The sequence below is a fragment of the Methylosinus sp. DMC45 genome, from assembly GCF_056313885.1.
Window position 1 is genome coordinate 90834 of the sequence record NZ_JBQUZK010000038.1, and the last position, 16918, is coordinate 107751.

Consider the following 16918-nt stretch of genomic DNA (forward strand, 5'->3'; position numbering starts at 1 on the left):
CGCTGCTGTGCGCTGCGGCCCCGCGCCGGAACTGTCGCCAAAGGCTCTGTCGCGCTGCGACATTGTGGCGGGCTTCCAAAAAGGCGCTTGACACTTGTGCGCCGCAGCAATACAACAGTGCGACGCAGCGAGAACTTCTCTCGCTCCGTAGCCCTCCTTGGGCGTTTCCTCCCTTGACTTGGGCCGCTGGCGTTACCGGCGGCCCTTTTTTTTCGTCATTGCGTGGAAGAAGCTTCCCGTCACCCGCCCCGCCCGCAGCCCCGCCGGCCGCTGCTCCTGCGAATAGGCGTCTGTAACCATCGCAAAGGGCTCGCCATTCTCGCTTACGATGGTCGCATAGTGGAATTCATGCCCGGCGAGCTCGTCGCCCGCGGCGCCCAGCGCGCCATCGGCGAGAAGCCTTGCGCGCCTATAGCCCAAATGAAGTTTGCGCTGCGCAAAACTCGTCGCCAGATCGAGCAGGCCGGCCATCTCATGCGCCTCTCCGGCCGCGTCGGTCAGCGTCCGCCCGAGCGTCATATAGCCGCCGCACTCGCCATGGATCGCGCGCGTCGCGGCGAAGCGGCGAAGCCCGCCGAGAAAATTCTGCGCCGCCGCCAGCCGGCCCGCATGGAGCTCTGGATAGCCTCCGGGAAGCCAGCAGGCGTCGCAATCCTCCGGCGGGACTTCATCGGCGAGCGGCGAGAAGAAAACGATCTCCGCGCCCGCCTCGCGCCAAGCGCGGGCGAGATGCGGATAGAAGAAAGAGAAAGCCTCGTCCTGCGCGACGGCGATGCGGCCGCCCGGCGGATACGGGACGTCGAGCGGACCGGACGCGAGATCGACGAGCCCGCCTCCCGCGGCGGCGAGCAAGGCGTCGAGATCGACATGAGCCTCCATGCGCTCGGCCAGCCGATCGAGCAGAGCCTCCAGCCCTCGCGTCTCGCCGGCCTGCACCAGACCCAAATGCCGCTCGGGCAGCGCGACGCCGGAATCACGCGGCAGCGCGCCGAGCACTTTTATGCCGACCGCCTCGATCGCCTCCTGCGCGAGCTTGCGATGGCGCTCCGAGCCGGTGCGATTGAGCAGCACGCCGGCGAGCCTTACCCGCGCGTCGTGCAGCGCGACGCCGCGCGCTATGGCCGCTGCGCTCTGCGCCTGCCCCGAGACATCCATCACCAGCAGCACGGGCCAGCCGATATGAGCGGCTATGTCCGCCGAGGCGCCCGTCTGCGCCAGCGCGCCGGGCGCGCCGTCGAAAAGCCCCATCGCCCCTTCCGCGACGACGAGATCGGCGTCCTCGCCCGCGCGCAGCGCCAGCTGCGCGAGCAGCTCGGCCTCCATCGTCCAGGAGTCGAGATTGAAGCTCGCGCGTCCGGTCGCAACGGCGTGAAAGGCGGGGTCTATATAATCCGGCCCGCATTTGACGCCCGAGACCCGCAGGCCGCGCCGCGCCAGCGCGCGCATCAGACCCAGAGTCACAGTGGTCTTGCCCGCGCCGGAGCGGACGGCGGCGATGAGAATTCCGGGCGCGGTCAGCGTCCCGCTCCCGTGGGCCGAAAGCGGCGATCATAGCCCGCGTCATAGAGCGCGCTCTCGCGGAAATCCTCCGCCGCCAGCGCCTCGCCGACGAGTATGAGCGCGGTGCGCTCCATCGGCGCTTCGCCCGCCAGCGCTTCAATGGTCGCGAGCGTGCCTCTCACAACGCGCTCGTCGGGCCAGGAGGCGCGATAGACCAGCGCTATGGGGCAGTCCGCGCCATAAAAGGGCGTCAGCTCGGCGACGACGCGCTGCAGCGCATGGATGGAGAGATGAATGGCCATTGTCGCCCGCGCGGCGGCGAAGGCGGCCAGCGTCTCCGTCTCCGGCATGGCCGAGGCGCGGCCCGAAGTGCGCGTCAGCACCACCGATTGCGCCACTTCCGGCAAGGTCAGCTCGCGCCTCAGCGTGGCGCTGGCGGCGGCGAAGGCCGGCACGCCCGGCGTGATCGTGTAAGCGATCCCGAGCGCGTCGAGCCGCCGCGTCTGCTCGCCCACGGCGCTCCAAATGGAGAGATCGCCCGAATGCAGCCGCGCGACATCTTGCCCGGCCGCCGTCGCCTTCTGCATCTCCGCGATGATCGCGTCGAGCGACAGCGGCGCCGTGTCGACGATACGCGCGTCCGGCGGGCAATGGGCCAGGATTTCCGGCGCGACCAGCGAGCCGGCATAGAGGCAGACCGGGCAGCGCGCGAGAATGTCGCGGCCGCGCAGAGTCAGCAGATCGGCGGCGCCCGGACCGGCGCCGATGAAATATATGGTCATGGCGCTTCCTCTAGCGCATTTCGCGCGATCGCGCAGGTGAGGCCGGCGCTGGCGAGGCGCGGCCCGAGCAGACCGCTTCCCGCCCCGGCCCCGACCAGCGCCGCGGCCTCCGCCACGCTGCCGACGCCGGTGAGCGCCTCCACGCGCGGCGAGCGGGTGAGAAGCTCATTCTTGCGAGCGAGGAGCGTATCGAGCGGAAGAAAGACGAGCGGCAAATTCAGCAATCGCGCCGCGTCATGAAGCCCGTTCTCGCCCCGCTTCGACTCGATGGTAAAAAGCGAAATCTCGCCGCTCCACTCCTTCTCCCACTCGTGGGAGAAGGCAGCCTCGCGAAGCGAGGTCGGATGAGGGTCCGCGCCGCCCTCATCCTCGATACCACGACGCCACGGCGAGCCCTCATCCGACCCGGCTATGCCGGGCCACCTTCTCCCGCGAGCAGGAGAAGGATCGCGCACATAGGCTTCGCGAGCTTTCTCGATCAGCGCGACCGCCTCTCGCGCATCCACGCCGCTGCGCGCGCCTATGCCGATCGCGTAGCGCGCGCTCAACTCTTCACCGCGCGCCATTGCAACGCCGGCAGCGCCGGCTCCAGCGCGTGATAGGAGCCGATCGGACGCGCTTTCGAAATCGCAATGCTCACCAGCTCGCCGCCCATGCGCCCAAAAGCGTCGATCAGCAGCGCCTGTGTCTCTATCGTCACCGCATTGGCGACGATGCGTCCGCGCAAGGACAGAGCATTCCACGCCGCCTCTATGATCTCCGCTTCCCCGCCTCCGCCGATGAAGATCGCATCCGGCGTCGGCAATCCCGCGAGCGCTCGCGGCGCCGTGCCTTCGACGATCGCGAGATCGGGAACGCCGAGCGCCACCGCATTGCGCGCGATACGCGCCGCGCGCGTCGCATTCTGCTCGATCGCAATGGCGCGATTGGCGGGATCGGCGAGCATCCATTCGATGGCGATGGAGCCGGAACCCGCGCCTATGTCCCACAAGCATTCGCCGCGGCGCGGCGCGAGCGCGGCGAGAGTCACGGCGCGAATGTCGCGCTTGGTGATCTGCCCGTCATGCTCGAACCAATCATCCGGCAGGCCCGGCGTCAGCGGCAGAATGCGCGCGCCGGGACCCGCGATCGCCTCGACGCCGATCGTGTTGAGCGGCGCAATGTCGGTGAGCGAAAACGCCTCCGCTCGCGCGCTCCGAATGCGCTCCTTGGCGCCGCCCATATGCTCGAGCACATGGATGCGCGACTCGCCCATGCCGAGCGCGGTCAGATGCGCCGCGAGGCGCGCGGGCGTCGTCTCGTCCCATGACAGAATGAGCAATCGGCGCGAAGGCTGCAGATGCGGCGTCACGCGCTCGAAAGCGCGGCCATGCAGCGACAGCAATGCGCAATCCTGCTGGCTCCAATTCAGCCGCGCGGCGGCGAGAGAAAAGGAAGACGGCGCCGGAAGGCAGAGAATCTCCTCCGCCGCCACATTGCGCGCGATCATATCGCCGACGCCGAAGAAGAAAGGATCGCCGCTCGCCAGCACCACGGTCGGCGCGCCGCGATGCGCGAGGATCGTCTCCATCGCCGCGGAGAGCGGCGAAGGCCAGAGGAGCGTCTCCGCTTTCTGCGGGCCGATCAGCTCGAGATGCCGCGCGCCGCCGATGATGAGCGAGGCGTCGGCGATGAGCGCGCGCGCGGCCGACGTCAGCGCCGCGAGGCTATCCTCGCCTATGCCGATGAGCGAAAGCCAGCGCGCCGCGCTCATATCGCCTTCCGCGACGTATAGACGAAAGGCGGCGCATTCTCGCGCGAGACGAGCTTGGTGCCGCTCGCGCCGATGAGCACCAAGGTCGACATGTCGACGACGCTCGGATCGGCGTCGCCCAACGTGGCGATCGCGATATTCTCCTCCGCGCGGCCGACCGATTTCGCGAAGACCACGATGCGATCTGCCGGCAAGACGCGGCGCAGCAGCGCGAATGTATCGTGAATGCGCTGCGGCCGCGCGCGCGAGGCGGGATTGTAGAAAGCCATGACGAAATCGGCGCGCGCCGCCAGCTCGAGACGATTTGCGATCACCTCCCACGGCTTGAGATTGTCGGAGAGCGAGATCACGCAGAAATCATGGCCGAGCGGCGCGCCGAGCCGCGCCGCCGCCGCCTGCATGGCGGAGATTCCGGGGAGAATTTCTATGTCGAGATCGCGCCACGCCGGATCGCCATTGTCGATCGCCTCCAACACTGCGGCCGCCATTGCGAAAATGCCCGGATCGCCGCCCGACACGACAGCCACGTCGCTTCCGCTCGCGGAGAGACGCAGCGCTTCTTCGGCGCGCGCGATCTCGACGCGATTGTCGCTCGCAAGGCGCGTCTGGCCGGGCGTGACAGGAACGCGCGCGACATAGGGCGCATAGCCGATGACATATTGCGCAGCGCTCAACGCCTGCTGCGCTTCCGCGGTGAGAAAGCGCGCATCGCCCGGACCGAGGCCGATGACGAAGAGCCTGCCGCAGCGCTTCGCCGCCGTCACGGCCGACGTCCGGCGCCGGGCACGAGCACCAGCGCGAAATAAGGCGCATCATCGTCGCGCTTCTCGGCCAAGCGCATGATCTTCTCCTCCGCCATTGTGCCACGCTCGACATAGATGGCGCGCTCGATGAGCTCGGCGTCCTCGAGGGCGCGGCGCAGCTTGCCGAGATTGCCGCCGAGCTTCATCACCACGGCGGCGTCGGTCGCGGCGAGGCGCTGCGCGAGAATTTCGCGCGGCAGAGTCGCGGGAATGACGGTCAGCACATCGTCGCCCCATGTCATCGGCTGGCGCGCCGAGGCGAAGCAGCCCGACATGCCGGAGACGCCCGCGCAAACCTCCACGCGAAATCGCGACGACAAGCGCGTCTGCAAATGCATGAAGGAGCCGTAGAGCATCGGATCGCCCTCGCAGAGCAGCGCGACGTCGCGGCCGAGCGAAAGATGCAAGGCGAGACGCTCCGCGCTCTCCTCATAGAAGGCGGCGAGCGCCGCCACATAGTCGGGGTGATCGAAAGGAATCTCTGTCGTCAGCGGATAGGCGAGCGCGATCTCCTCGCAATCCTTCGCGATGAAGCGCGCGGCGATGGCGCGCGCATGGCTCGGCTTTCCGCGCTTGGAAAAATAGGCGACGACTTTTGCCTCGCTCACCAGACGCGCGGCTTTCAGCGTCATCAGCTCGGGATCGCCGGGGCCGAGGCCGACCCCGAGCAGCGCGCCCAGCGTGACGCGCGCGCCATCGTCGGCGCGCAGATTCGGATCGACGATATTCATTCTTTCTCGCTCGCCAGCGCATTGATCGCCGCGGCGGCCATGGCGCTGCCGCCCTTGCGTCCGCGCACGATCGCCGTCGGAACGCGTCCGTCGGCGAGCGCCGCCTCTTTGGATTCCGCCGCGCCGACGAAGCCGACCGGCATTGCGACGATCGCAGCGGGCGGGGCTGCGCCTTCGTCGAGCATCTCCAGCAGTCGGAACAGCGAGGTCGGCGCATTGCCGATGGCGACGACGGCGCCGCCGAGCTTCTCGCGCCACAGCTCCATCGCCGCGGCGCTGCGCGTCGTCTTCATTTCCTCGGCGAGCGCGCGCGTGCGTGGATCGGCGAGCGTGCAGATCACCTCATTATTCGCAGGCAGGCGCGCGCGGGTGACGCCGTGAGCGACCATATTCGCGTCACAGAGAATGGGCGCGCCATTGCGCAGCGCCGCGCTCGCCGCCTCGGCGAAGCCGGGCGAGAAGACGATATCGTCGGCGATCTCCACCATTCCGCAGGCATGGATGATGCGCACGGCGACGCGCTCCTCCTCACGCGAGAAGCGCTCGAGCCGCGCCTCTGCGCGAATGATGGCGAAGGAGCGGTCATAGATCGCGGCGCCGTCGCGTATGTAGGTCAATGCGCCGGACATTGCGGCTCCTTACTCGTAGCGAGCGCGATGCGCGCTCTCATTGCGTCTTCTATCTCATTCACGCCGAGGTCTCGCAACGTCGGCGCATCATTGGCGCGTCCATTGTCGATGAGATCGAATCCTCGCGGCGTCGCCACCAGCGCGACCTTCGCCGCAGCGGGAGAGGCGCAGCCCTTGGCGCAGCCCGATATGTGCAGCCTCGCGCCGTCCGACGCAAGCCGCGCCGCGAGAGGAGCGAGAATTTCGGCGAGATCGCGCGTCGGCGCATGCGCCTGCGGACATTCCGGCGCGCCGGGACAGGCAATGACGGAAAGGCGCGGATCGTCCGCCGCAACGACGAGGCCGCGCCCGCCCGCGACCTCGACGATTTTTTGCGCGGCGTCGAGATCCGCGCAGGGCAGCAGCAGCGCGCGCCAGGGTGTGAGGCGCAATTCGTTCAAGCCATGGACTTCGGCCAGCGCTGCGAGCGCGTGAAGATCATCCGCGCGCAATCGCCCAGAGGGCGCGCCTACGCCGACGAAACACTTCACGCCGTTTTCGCCGCCTTCGTGAGACAGCCGCGCTCCGAAAATCTCTACGGCGGAAGCGGCGCAACAGAGCGATGTGTACGGCGTCGGCGTGTGAGCCGCCGCTTCCCCCAGCGCCGAGAGGCCGAAGGCGGCGACGACATTCCGCATGCGACGCAATTCGAATTCACGGCCTTTCCGCAAGGCGAGAAAAGCGCGCGCGAGCGCTAAGGCCACATCGCTCGCCGTTTCCGGCGTTGCGAGAAAAGCATGTTCGCGCGCGCCATCGGCGATGACGGCGATATTTTCTCCATGCGCCTCGAGGCGAATATCCATGGTCGAAGCGGAGAGGCCGAGCGCGCCGCCATCATCGACGAGAAAGCCGAATTTTCCAGGCAAGTCGCGAAGAGGCGCGTCATCGACGAGCGATTGCGCGAGACGCGCGACGAGAGCGCTCGCCTGCGCATCGACAAAAGGCGAGACGAGGAAATTGAGCAGGCTCTCCGTCGCCGCATCTTCGGCGAGCAGGCCCAGCGCGGCGAGGCGGCTCTGCGCCTGCTCGAGCTCCGCTTCGCTCACGCCGCGCAATTGCAATTGCGCGCGCTGCGAGAGATCGACGAGGCCATTGCCGCAATCCTGCGCGATCGAAGCGATTTCGCGCGCCTGCCGCGCCGAAAGACGCGGATGCGTCGTCTTCGCACGCAAGAGAAGGCCGTCGCCGCTCTGCATCGGCCGCAGCGCGCCGGGGCACCAGCCTTGGATTTTTGGCGCGGCGGTCATAACGCGGGCCCCTCGAGCGCCGCAGCGACGCTGTTGCGCCGCGTGCGCCAGAAGCCGCGCGCTATGGCGCGCTGAAACATGTCGCGAATGGCCTCTGCCGCGCGCGGATTGACGGCGAGCAGAAAGTCGCGAACATTCGGCGCGCCGAGCGTCGAATCGAAGACGAGATCCCATTGCGCGTCGCGCACATGCGGCGTCGTCGCGGCGAAAGCGAAGAGATTGTCGAGCGTCTCGGCGATTTCCGCCGCGCCGCGATGGCCATGGCGCATCTGCCCCGCGAGCCAGCGCGGATTGGCGGCGCGGCCGCGAATGACGCGCGCGATCTCTTGCTCGAGCGAGCGCAGCTTCAATGCGGCGGGGCGCGTCGCGTCGATATGGGTGATCTGCGCGGAGCCTCCCAGCGCGGCGTTGGCGGCGGAAAATCCGCCTTCGAATTCCGCGAAGGCGGCGCCGGTGAGCACATCCGTCTCCGCCATATCCTGCACATGCAGCAGAGCGTCGGCGGAGCCGACGCGCTCGCCGAAAGCCTCGCGCGCCGGCGCGCTCTCGCCATTGCGCGAGACCGCATGGCCGCCCGCTGCGAGAAAGGCCTGGCCCAATGCATCGCGCGTATCGCCGCGAGCAATGGCTTCCGACAGGCCGAGGCCATAGCTTCCTTGCGCGGCGCCGAAGACGCGCTCGAGCGCGCGGCCGGCGCGGCGAGCGGCCGCGAGCGGATTGGACGCGTCCTCCTCGTCGAGCGCAGCGACGGCTGCGACGGCGTCGTGGAAAAGCGCGATGAGGCCGGGGAACATGTCGCGAAACAGCCCCGATATATGCAGCGTGACGTCGACGCGTGGAAAATCGCGACGCGCGAGCGGCCGAATCTCGAAGCCGCTGACGCGCGCGCTGGCGTTGTCCCAGAGCGGCGCGACGCCCATCAGCGCCAGCGCTTGCGCGAAATCCTCGCCTCCGGTGCGGATGGTGGCGCTGCCCCAGAGATCGAGCACGATATTGCGCGGCCATTCGCCCTGCTCTTGCGCATGACGCATCATCACCTCGCGCGCCGCGCGGGCGCCGATATCATGCGCAATGCGCGTCGGAACATGGCGCGGATCGATGCAGAAGAGATTGCGGCCTGTCGGCGCAACGTCGGCGCGTCCGCGCGAGGGCGCGCCGGCCGGGCCGGGCTCGACGAAACGGCCCGCGAGCGCGCGCAGCAAGCCGCTCGCCTCGGCCGCGCCGCAAGGGCCATCGCCGAATATGTGCAGCCCATCGCCGATGCGCATTTCCTTCACATCGCAGAGCCAGGCGTCGAGCCGCGCCAATGCTTCCGCGCGATCGGTTTCGCGCGTGACGTCGCATTCCTGCGCGAGGCCGCTGCGTTCGGCGACATCGAGAATCGTTTCCGCCACCAGCTTGGCGCGGCGCGGATCGAGCGTCGCGGCGCTCGCATATTCGTCGAGCAGGCTTTCTATCTCTTCCGCCTCGGCGGCGAGTCCCGCTTCGACGAGCGGCGGAGTCATATGGCCGATCGTCACCGCGCCGGCGCGGCGCTTGGCTTGCGCAGCCTCGCCCGGATCATTGACGATGAAGGGATAGACGAGCGGCGTGGCGCCGAGCAAAACTTGCGGCGCGCAAGACGGTCCGAGCATCGCCGATTTGCCGGGCAGCCATTCCAGCGTGCCATGCGTGCCGAGATGAATCATCGCATCTATGCTTCGACTATGGCGCAACCACAGATAGAAAGCGATATAGGCGTGGCGCGGAGCGAGCTCGGCGTCGTGATAGGTCTCGCGACGTTCGGCTCTGCTTCCGCGATCCGGCTGCAATGCGATGACGAGCTTGCCGGTCTCTATGCAGGAAAAGCGAAAGGCGCCGCTCGCGAGCGCCGGATCTTCTTGCGGCGCGCCCCAGGCGGCGAGGACTTGTTCGGTGAAATCGTCCGGCAGATCGGCGAAAAGGCGCTGATATTCGACGAGCGGCAGCTCCGCGCAATGCGCGGCGTCCTCGAGCGCGCGCATGACGAGATCGGGCGCTGCGGTCTCATGATCGAGAGAGCCGATGTCGTAACCCGCGTCACGCAGCAGATCGCATATTGCGAGCACGCTTTTCGGCGTGTCGAGGCCGATCGCATAGCCGCCGCGCCCGCGTCGCGCCGGATAATCGGAGAGCACGAGCGCGAGGCCCTTCTCGCTATGCCCGAGCCGGCGCAAGCGCGCCCAATTTTGCGCGAGCGCCGCGACATGATCTATGCGCGACGGCTCGGGCGAATGGCGGATTTCTGCGAATTCGCTCATCGCGCGTTCGCGCGTTTGCGCCTTGAAGGAGACGACGCCGGCGAAGATGCGGCCGTCGACTTCCGGCAGCACGACATTCATCGCGAGATCGGCGCCATTGGCGCCGCGCTTGGAATTTTCCCAGGCTTCGCGCGTCGAAGTGGCGAGCGCGATTTGGAGAACCGGCGCGTCGGCGCGATCGAGCACCGAGCCGCCTTCCGTGCGCGCGGAGAAGGCGGTGGCGTTGAGAATCACATCGGGACGGAAATCTGCGATCGTCTGCGCGAGCAGCGTCTCGCAAGCGGCGTCCTTGAGGCTGGCGACGAAATAGGCTTCGACGCAGAAGCCGCGCGCATGCAGCGCATCGGCGAGCGCGACGATCGGCGCGAAATCGCCGGCGAGCCAGGCGGAGCGGTAGAAGGTGACGAGCGCACGTGGAGCCGATGCAACGCAGCCGGAGGCTCCCTCATCCTGAGGAGCCGCCGAAGGCGGCGTCTCGAAGGACGAGGGAGCCGTTACGCGCGGCCCTCTGGAGTTCCCCCTCGTGCTTCGAGACGGTCGCTTCGCGACCTCCTCAGCATGAGGGGGAGCGTGATTGTTTCGGCAGGCTTGCTCGCAGCGGCCGGCGAGCGGGGCGGACGCGCTCTCGCGCCAAGGCGTGGGCGTTCCGGCGAGAGTCGCCGCGTAGCCGAGGAAGGAGCGCAGATTGTCCGGCCCGCCGTCGCGGAAGAAGGACCAGATGCGCGCGAGCGCGTCGGAAGAAATCGTGGAGGCTCGCTCCAGCCGTTCGTCGCCATGCATGTCGCCGGGAACGACCGCCAGCGCGAAGCCGCGCATGCGCGCCGCGGTCGCGAGCTCATCGACGCCATAGGCCCAGTAATCCTTGCCGCCGAGCAGGCGCACGACCACGAGCCGCGCATGGCGCGCGACCTTGTCGATGTAGAGATCGACCGAATAGGGGTGCTTCAGCTTAGCGAGCGAGGCGCAGCGCAAGGAGGGAAGCGCGGCGTTCTGCTCATGCAGCTCGGCGAGGAGGCAAAGCTCGGCGTCGGAGAAAGAGAGGAAGACGATTTGCGCCGGCGTCTGCCCGAGATCGACCGCCGCCTCATTATCGTCGAGGCCATGGAGATCGCGCGCGAGCAGATGCATGGCGCGTCCTCAGCTCGTCAGCATGGCCGTCACGCCCGCGCGATCGAGACCCTTCTCGCCGATGACGACGAGGCGGCTCGCGCGCGTTTCATCGGCGCGCCAGGGGCGGTCGAACTGATGACGGAAACGCGCGCCGACGCCCTGCACCAAGAGGCGCATCGGCTTGCCGGCGATTTCGACGAAGCCTTTCATGCGAAGAACGTCATGCGCCTCGGCGACGCGGGCCAGGCGCTCGATCAGCTCGGCCGGATCGCGCGCGGCGGCGATCTCGACGACGAAGCTCTCGAAATCATCGTGATCGTGGCCCTCTTCCGTATCATGGTGAGAGGGGCGATTGGCGAGATCGTCCTCCGCCGCCGCGCCGAGGCCAAGGAGTATCGCGGGATCGAGCCTGCCCTCGCTGGCGCGCAGCAGCTTTATCGCACGGGGCGCGGTGGCGCGGATTTGCTCTGCGACTTGCGCTTCGTCTTCCGCGCTCAGCAGATCGGTCTTGTTGAGCACGATGAGATCGGCGCAGAGAAGCTGATCCTCGAACACTTCTTCCAGCGGATTGTCGTGGTCGATCGCGAGGGTTTCGGCGCGCTCCTTGGCGATGGCGTCGAGATCATCGGCGAAACGGCCCGCCGCCACCGCGGGGCCGTCCACCACGGCGATGACGCCATCGACAGTGAGATGCGGGCGGATCGTCGGCCATTCGAAGGCTTTGACCAGAGGCTTGGGCAGAGCGAGGCCGGAGGTCTCGATGATGATGTGCTCGGGCCGGTTCGGATGCGCGAGCAGCGCCTCGATCGCCGGCGCGAAATCATCGGCCACGGTGCAGCAGAGGCACCCATTGGCCAGCTCGACGATGTTTTCCTCGGGGCAATTCTCCACGCCGCAGGCGCGAAGAATATCGCCGTCCACGCCGACATCGCCGAACTCGTTGATGATGAGCGCGAGGCGGCGGCCGCGCGCCGTCTCGAGGATATGGCGAATCAGCGTCGTCTTGCCGGCGCCGAGAAAGCCGGTGACGATGGTGGCGGGGATTTTGGCGAGAGCGCTCACGCCGCGGCCTCCGCGCCGGTCTTTGTCGGCAGACGGCGCCAGACGAAGCCGACCGCCGCGCCGACCAGAATCCAGGTGATCGCGTGAATGGCGAGCGAAGCGGCGGCGAAACGCGCGGCCAGCTCGGCCGGCGCGGTGCTCTCCGGCGCGGGCGGCTGCGGCGCGCCGATGAGATGCGGCGCGATAATGAGCGCGACGCCGAGCGCTTTGACGAGCGGACGCTCGACGCGCAGCAGCGCAAAAAGGCCGGCGCCGGTCGCGGCCGCCGTGCCGATCCACCAGAGCTGGCGCGCGGCGAGATCGCCGGCGGCGCTGCCCGGCAGCTCCGGCGCGAGGCCGAGGCTGGTGGCGAGGCCGGTGGAGGCGAAAGCGCAGGCGCCCCAGAGCGCGGCGCGCTTGGGCTCGATCGTTTCGCCGGAGAGCAGCATCAGAGCCAGCAGCACGAAAGCGTAGCCGATGGAGGTGACGCTGGTGGCGAGGCTGGTCGCGGCGGTGCGCTGGAGGCCCGGCGCGGGCTCCCAAGCGGGCTCGACGGCGTGCGCGTGCTGATGCGCCTCGACTCCGGCATGAGCCTGCTCGGCCGCGGTCTCATAGACCTCGGCGGCGAGGATCAGCGGAGTCGTGGTGACATTCTGCAGGGCCGCGACCGCTAGCCCCGCGAGAAGGCCGGCCAAAAGGCCGACCGCGAGGAGTCGCTGGATCACCGCTGCGTCAATGGCAGGGGAAGCCGAGCGAATGGCGCGAATCATGCGCGGCGTTATGCGCGACGCTCGCATAGGAGAAGCCGGCCAGATAGACGAGGCCGGCGCCGAGCGTGAACACGACCAGCGCGGCGCGCAGGATCTCGAGGCGGCTGGCGGAGACGATCGCGGCGGCGGAAAGGGTCTTCGTGGTCATGTTCTGCTCCTCGCCGCCCCACCGGCGGCCTCAATGGTTTCGGGCGACGGCAGGTCTCCTGGCTCACGGGTCGCTGCGCGCGCCGCCTTCCCGGGTTTTGACCCAGTGGCATCACGGGCGCGCGCTCGCCGCTCACAGTTGCGGGGGCAGCCGCGGATCAGGGGCGAGCCCCATACCGCATTCCCTCTTCGCCTCCTTGCGGAGGACCGTCGCAACCAGTCATAATCTGGCGCTCGGGCGCCGTCAAACGGCGCGGCTACGAGGAGTTGACGAATGTCTGCCCTGGTCTTCCCCGACCCGGACGCGTTGGCCGCCGTCTGCCGTCGGCATCACATCCGCAGGCTCTCCTTGTTCGGCTCCGAGCTCTCGGGCTCTGCGCGGCCGGACAGCGATATCGATCTCCTGGTCGAGTTCGAGCCGGATCGCGAGCCGGGGCTGCTCGGAATGGCCCGCATCGAGACGGAACTGTCCGAGCTGCTCGGCGGACGGACCATCGACCTGCGCACGGCCGGGGATCTCAGCCGATATTTTCGTGAGGACGTCGTACGCAAGGCCGAGATTCAGTATGCCGCCTGACGATGCGATACGAATTCGCCATATGATCGAGGCGGCGGAAGACGCCGGCCGTTTCATCGCGGGCCGTGTGCGCAGCGATCTCGACAGGAATCGAATGCTCACCTTCGCGCTGGCTCGCGCAATCGAAATCATGGGCGAGGCGGCGTCCAAAGTAAGTCTCGAGACTCGCGCCGCCGCGCCCTCTGTGCCCTGGCGCGAGATCACATCGATGCGCAATCGCTTGATTCACGCCTATTATGACATCGACTGCAATATTTTATGGAAGACCGCGACGGAAGAAATCCCAGCGCTTCGGTCGTTGCTGACGGCAATCTCGACAGATGGCTAGCCCTGCGCTTTATTAAAATCATGACCGACGCCAGCAAGCCGCTCGAAGAAGACGCCGCCCGCCGCCATCGTGAGAAGATGGAGAAGCGCAAAGCCGTGCAGGACGCCGAGGTCGCCGGCAAGAGCATCGCCGAAAAAGGCCTGCTGATGGTCCATACCGGCCCCGGCAAGGGCAAATCGACCGCGGCCTTCGGCCTCGCTCTGCGGGCGATGGGGCATGGGCTCGCGGTGGGCGTCGTGCAATTCGGCAAGGGCGCCTGGGACACGGGCGAGCGGCGCATTCTCGAGAGGCTCGGCGGCGAGGACGGGCTGCTCGCCTGGCACACGCTCGGCGAAGGCTTCACCTGGGAGACGCAGGACCGCGCCCGCGACGAGGCGGCGGCGCGGCGCGCCTGGGAGAAGGCGAAGGAGTTGATGGCCTCGAAGTCGATTCGGCTGCTCGTGCTCGACGAATTGTCGATCGCGCTCCGTTACGAGCATCTGCCGCTCGATGAGGTGATCGCGGCGCTGACGGCGCGGCGCGTCGACCTCCACATCGTCGTCACCGGCCGCAACGCCAAGCCGGAGCTGATCGCGGCGGCCGATCTCGTCACCGAGATGACAATGGTCAAGCACCACTTCCGGGCCGGGGTGAAGGCCCAGGCCGGAATCGAGTTTTGAGGCGGCTCCTCAAATGAATTTCAGCCCTTTCAGGCTCGAATGCCCATTCCGCCCGACGATCAGATGGTCGTGCACGGCGATGCCGAAAGGCTGCGCTATGGCGATGATGTCCAGCGTCATGCGAATGTCGGCGGTGGAGGGCGTCGGATCGCCGGACGGGTGATTATGCGCCAATATCAGCGCGGAAGAGCCCAGCTCCAGCGCCCGCCGCACCACCTCGCGCGGATAGACGGGCGTGTGATCCACCGTGCCGACGCCCTGAACCTCGTCGGCGATCAAGGCGTTGCGCTTATCGAGGAAGAGAATGCGGAACTCCTCGCGCTCGGCATAGGCCATGGCCGTGCGGCAATAGTCGATCACATCGATGAAGGAGCCGAGCACGGTCCGCTTCTGCAGATTGCTGCGCGCGAGGCGCCGCGCCGAGGCCTCCATCAGCTTGATCTCGCAGATCGCCGCCTCGCCGAGCCCGTCGATCTCGCGCAGCCGCTCCGGCCGCGCCGCCGCCACCTCGGAAAATGAGCCGAATCTCGCGATCAGCGCCTTGGCCAGAGGCTTGACGTCGCGCCGCGGAATGGCGCGGTAGAGCACCAGCTCCAAAAGCTCGTAATCGGCGAGCGCAGCCTCGCCCGCCTCCAGGAAACGGTCGCGCAGCCTCTGCCTATGGCCATGAAAATGCGGCGCCTCCTCGCGCAGACCGTCGGCGGGCTTGTCGCCGGCCGGTCGGCGCCGAGGGACGCGCGTCTCGCTCATTCGGCGCTGGCCGCGTCCGGCGAGGCGCCATTGGGATTGTCGAGCCCGGCGGGCGAGGCGGTGAAGATTTCCACCCCAGTCTCGGTCACGCCGAGCGAATGCTCGAACTGGGCCGAGAGCGAGCGGTCGCGGGTGACGGCCGTCCAGCCGTCGCCGAGAATCTTCACCTGCGGCCGGCCGAGATTGATCATCGGCTCGATGGTGAAGAACATTCCGGGCCGAAGCTCCACGCCCTGCCCGGCGACGCCGTAATGCAGAATATTCGGCTCGTCGTGGAACAGGCGGCCGAGCCCATGGCCGCAGAAATCGCGCACCACGGAGCAGCGCTCGGCCTCGGCGAAACGCTGGATCGCCGCGCCTATGTCGCCGGTGGTGGCGCCCGGCTTCACCGCCGCTATGCCGCGCATCAGGCTCTCATAGGTCACGTCGATGAGGCGCTGGGCGCGGCGCGGAACCTCGCCCACGGCGAACATGCGGCTGGCGTCGCCATGCCAGCCGTCGATGATGAAGGTCACGTCGACATTGACGATATCGCCGTCGCGCAGAGGCTTGTCGTCTGGAATGCCGTGGCAGACCACATGGTTGATCGAGGTGCAGATGGATTTGCGATAGCCGCGATAGTCGAGCGGGGCCGGATAGGCGCCATTGGCTATGGCGAAGTCGAAGACGAGATCGTCCAGCTCCTTGGTGGTGACGCCGGGCTTCACATGCGGGACGAGCATGTCCAGCGCCTCGGCCGTCACCCGGCCGGCGAGACGCATGCCCTCGAAATCCTCGGGGCCGTGAAGCTTGATCTGGCCGCTCTTGCGGCCCGAGCCCGCGAGATGGGACTCGACGAATGTCATGCTGCGCTCTCTGTTGGTCCTCGCCGGCTTCAGCTTATAAATTAAGAAATTGACGCCGCAAAGCAAGATGCGCATCGACGCAGCGGGGCGGCCCCGAGGCTGGCCTCGGCCGCGGCGGTGGCATAGAGTTCGGGCGAGACTGACCTCGAGGAGCGGCCCGATGGAACGCGAAGAGATCGTTACGGCCGCCGTGCTCGTGATCGGAGACGAAATCCTCTCCGGCCGCACGCAGGACCTCAACACCAATTATATCGCCAAATATCTCGGCGAATTGGGGGTGGACCTGCGCGAGGTGCGCGTCGTGCCGGATGTGGAGGAGGAGATCGTCGCCGCGCTGAACGCGCTTCGCTCCCGCTATGGCTATGTCTTCACCACGGGCGGCATCGGCCCCACCCATGACGACATCACGGCCGACGCGGTCGCCAAGGCTTTCGGCGTGCCGATCGGCGAGGATGAGCGCGCCATCGCCATGCTGCTGGAGCGCATCGCCCCGCAGGACCTCAATCCCGCCCGCCGGCGCATGGCTCGCATTCCTCGAGGCGCCGATCTCATCGAGAACGCCATTTCCAAGGCGCCGGGCTTCATGATCGGCAATGTCATCGTCATGGCCGGCGTGCCGATCATCATGCAGGCCATGCTGGACGCCGCGGCGGGGCGCATCGTCAAAGGCGTGAAGGTGCAGGTCGCGACCGTCGACGCTCATAATATTCCAGAGGGACGCTACGCGGCCGATCTCGAGCGCATCGCGAAGGAGCATGAGCGGGTCACGGTCGGCTCCTATCCCTCCTTTTCCAGCGCCGGCGTGCGCAACCAAATCGTGCTGCGGAGCCGCGACGGCGCCGAGCTGGAGGCGGCGACGCAGAAGGTGCGCAAGCTGATCGTCGAGCTCACCGCCAATGGAACGCCGCTCTGAGGCGAGGGGGAGATC

18 protein-coding genes and 1 riboswitch are annotated in these 16918 nt (G+C 67.5%); of the genes, 4 read left to right on the forward strand and 14 right to left on the reverse strand.

Annotated features, from left to right (window positions below; translation table 11 throughout):
- Window positions 1–192 precede the first annotated feature (192 nt).
- The 12 genes from ACT53T_RS11110 to ACT53T_RS11165 are packed head-to-tail and all read right to left on the reverse strand — an operon-like array spanning window position 193 to window position 12832.
- A complete protein-coding gene (locus ACT53T_RS11110) occupies window positions 193–1518 on the reverse strand; it encodes a cobyrinate a,c-diamide synthase (protein ID WP_476161347.1) in 1326 nt (441 codons plus the stop codon).
- Window positions 1515–2282, reverse strand: a complete 768-nt coding sequence (gene cobM, locus ACT53T_RS11115) for a precorrin-4 C(11)-methyltransferase (RefSeq protein WP_476161237.1) — start codon at window positions 2280–2282, stop codon at window positions 1515–1517. Before cobM ends, ACT53T_RS11110 begins: the two co-directional genes overlap by 4 nt.
- Window positions 2279–2830: a cobalamin biosynthesis protein gene (locus ACT53T_RS11120; protein WP_476161238.1), complete on the reverse strand. Its 552-nt coding sequence runs from the start codon at window positions 2828–2830 to the stop codon at window positions 2279–2281. The genes cobM and ACT53T_RS11120 overlap by 4 nt, the downstream gene beginning before the upstream one ends.
- On the reverse strand, window positions 2827–4035 hold the full coding sequence (gene cbiE, locus ACT53T_RS11125) for a precorrin-6y C5,15-methyltransferase (decarboxylating) subunit CbiE (RefSeq protein ID WP_476161239.1): 1209 nt from the start codon (window positions 4033–4035) through the stop codon (window positions 2827–2829). The genes ACT53T_RS11120 and cbiE overlap by 4 nt, the downstream gene beginning before the upstream one ends.
- Window positions 4032–4799, reverse strand: a complete 768-nt coding sequence (cobJ, locus tag ACT53T_RS11130) for a precorrin-3B C(17)-methyltransferase (RefSeq protein WP_400766304.1) — start codon at window positions 4797–4799, stop codon at window positions 4032–4034. The genes cbiE and cobJ overlap by 4 nt, the downstream gene beginning before the upstream one ends.
- Window positions 4796–5569 (reverse strand): precorrin-2 C(20)-methyltransferase, encoded by a 774-nt coding sequence (locus tag ACT53T_RS11135; RefSeq protein ID WP_400766301.1) that lies wholly within the window; start codon window positions 5567–5569, stop codon window positions 4796–4798. The genes cobJ and ACT53T_RS11135 overlap by 4 nt, the downstream gene beginning before the upstream one ends.
- Window positions 5566–6198, reverse strand: coding sequence for a precorrin-8X methylmutase (locus tag ACT53T_RS11140; RefSeq protein ID WP_476161240.1), 633 nt, complete (start codon window positions 6196–6198; stop codon window positions 5566–5568). The genes ACT53T_RS11135 and ACT53T_RS11140 overlap by 4 nt, the downstream gene beginning before the upstream one ends.
- Window positions 6183–7484 carry a precorrin-3B synthase gene (gene cobG / locus ACT53T_RS11145; protein WP_476161241.1) on the reverse strand — a complete coding sequence of 434 codons (1302 nt, stop codon included), beginning with the start codon at window positions 7482–7484 and terminating at the stop codon, window positions 6183–6185. Before cobG ends, ACT53T_RS11140 begins: the two co-directional genes overlap by 16 nt.
- Window positions 7481–10891: a cobaltochelatase subunit CobN gene (gene cobN, locus ACT53T_RS11150; RefSeq protein ID WP_476161242.1), complete on the reverse strand. Its 3411-nt coding sequence runs from the start codon at window positions 10889–10891 to the stop codon at window positions 7481–7483. Before cobN ends, cobG begins: the two co-directional genes overlap by 4 nt.
- A 9-nt stretch (window positions 10892–10900) precedes the next feature.
- On the reverse strand, window positions 10901–11935 hold the full coding sequence (cobW, locus tag ACT53T_RS11155) for a cobalamin biosynthesis protein CobW (protein ID WP_476161243.1): 1035 nt from the start codon (window positions 11933–11935) through the stop codon (window positions 10901–10903).
- The gene (locus ACT53T_RS11160; protein WP_476161244.1) at window positions 11932–12639 is read right to left on the reverse strand and encodes a CbtA family protein; all 708 of its coding nucleotides are present in this window, start codon (window positions 12637–12639) and stop codon (window positions 11932–11934) included. The genes cobW and ACT53T_RS11160 overlap by 4 nt, the downstream gene beginning before the upstream one ends.
- Before the next feature lie 7 nt (window positions 12640–12646).
- Window positions 12647–12832 carry a CbtB domain-containing protein gene (locus ACT53T_RS11165; RefSeq protein WP_036288956.1) on the reverse strand — a complete coding sequence of 62 codons (186 nt, stop codon included), beginning with the start codon at window positions 12830–12832 and terminating at the stop codon, window positions 12647–12649.
- Between the two features lie 31 nt (window positions 12833–12863).
- Window positions 12864–13058: riboswitch (cobalamin riboswitch) on the reverse strand.
- 47 nt (window positions 13059–13105) lie between these two features.
- Between ACT53T_RS11165 and ACT53T_RS11170 the strand changes: the two genes are divergently transcribed.
- From ACT53T_RS11170 to cobO, 3 genes are read left to right on the forward strand one after another with little or no spacing between them, the layout of a single operon-like run.
- Window positions 13106–13408, forward strand: coding sequence for a nucleotidyltransferase family protein (locus tag ACT53T_RS11170; protein ID WP_476161245.1), 303 nt, complete (start codon window positions 13106–13108; stop codon window positions 13406–13408).
- The gene (locus tag ACT53T_RS11175; protein WP_476161246.1) at window positions 13398–13736 is read left to right on the forward strand and encodes a HepT-like ribonuclease domain-containing protein; all 339 of its coding nucleotides are present in this window, start codon (window positions 13398–13400) and stop codon (window positions 13734–13736) included. The genes ACT53T_RS11170 and ACT53T_RS11175 overlap by 11 nt, the downstream gene beginning before the upstream one ends.
- 20 nt (window positions 13737–13756) lie before the next feature.
- The gene (cobO, locus tag ACT53T_RS11180) at window positions 13757–14395 is read left to right on the forward strand and encodes a cob(I)yrinic acid a,c-diamide adenosyltransferase (RefSeq protein WP_476161247.1); all 639 of its coding nucleotides are present in this window, start codon (window positions 13757–13759) and stop codon (window positions 14393–14395) included.
- 9 nt (window positions 14396–14404) lie between these two features.
- Here cobO and radC read toward each other — a convergent pair whose 3' ends face one another.
- Window positions 14405–15145: a RadC family protein gene (radC, locus tag ACT53T_RS11185; RefSeq protein WP_476161248.1), complete on the reverse strand. Its 741-nt coding sequence runs from the start codon at window positions 15143–15145 to the stop codon at window positions 14405–14407.
- On the reverse strand, window positions 15142–15990 hold the full coding sequence (gene map / locus ACT53T_RS11190; protein ID WP_026191148.1) for a type I methionyl aminopeptidase: 849 nt from the start codon (window positions 15988–15990) through the stop codon (window positions 15142–15144). Before map ends, radC begins: the two co-directional genes overlap by 4 nt.
- 160 nt (window positions 15991–16150) lie before the next feature.
- Between map and ACT53T_RS11195 the strand changes: the two genes are divergently transcribed.
- On the forward strand, window positions 16151–16903 hold the full coding sequence (locus ACT53T_RS11195; RefSeq protein WP_476161249.1) for a competence/damage-inducible protein A: 753 nt from the start codon (window positions 16151–16153) through the stop codon (window positions 16901–16903).
- Window positions 16904–16918 lie beyond the last annotated feature (15 nt).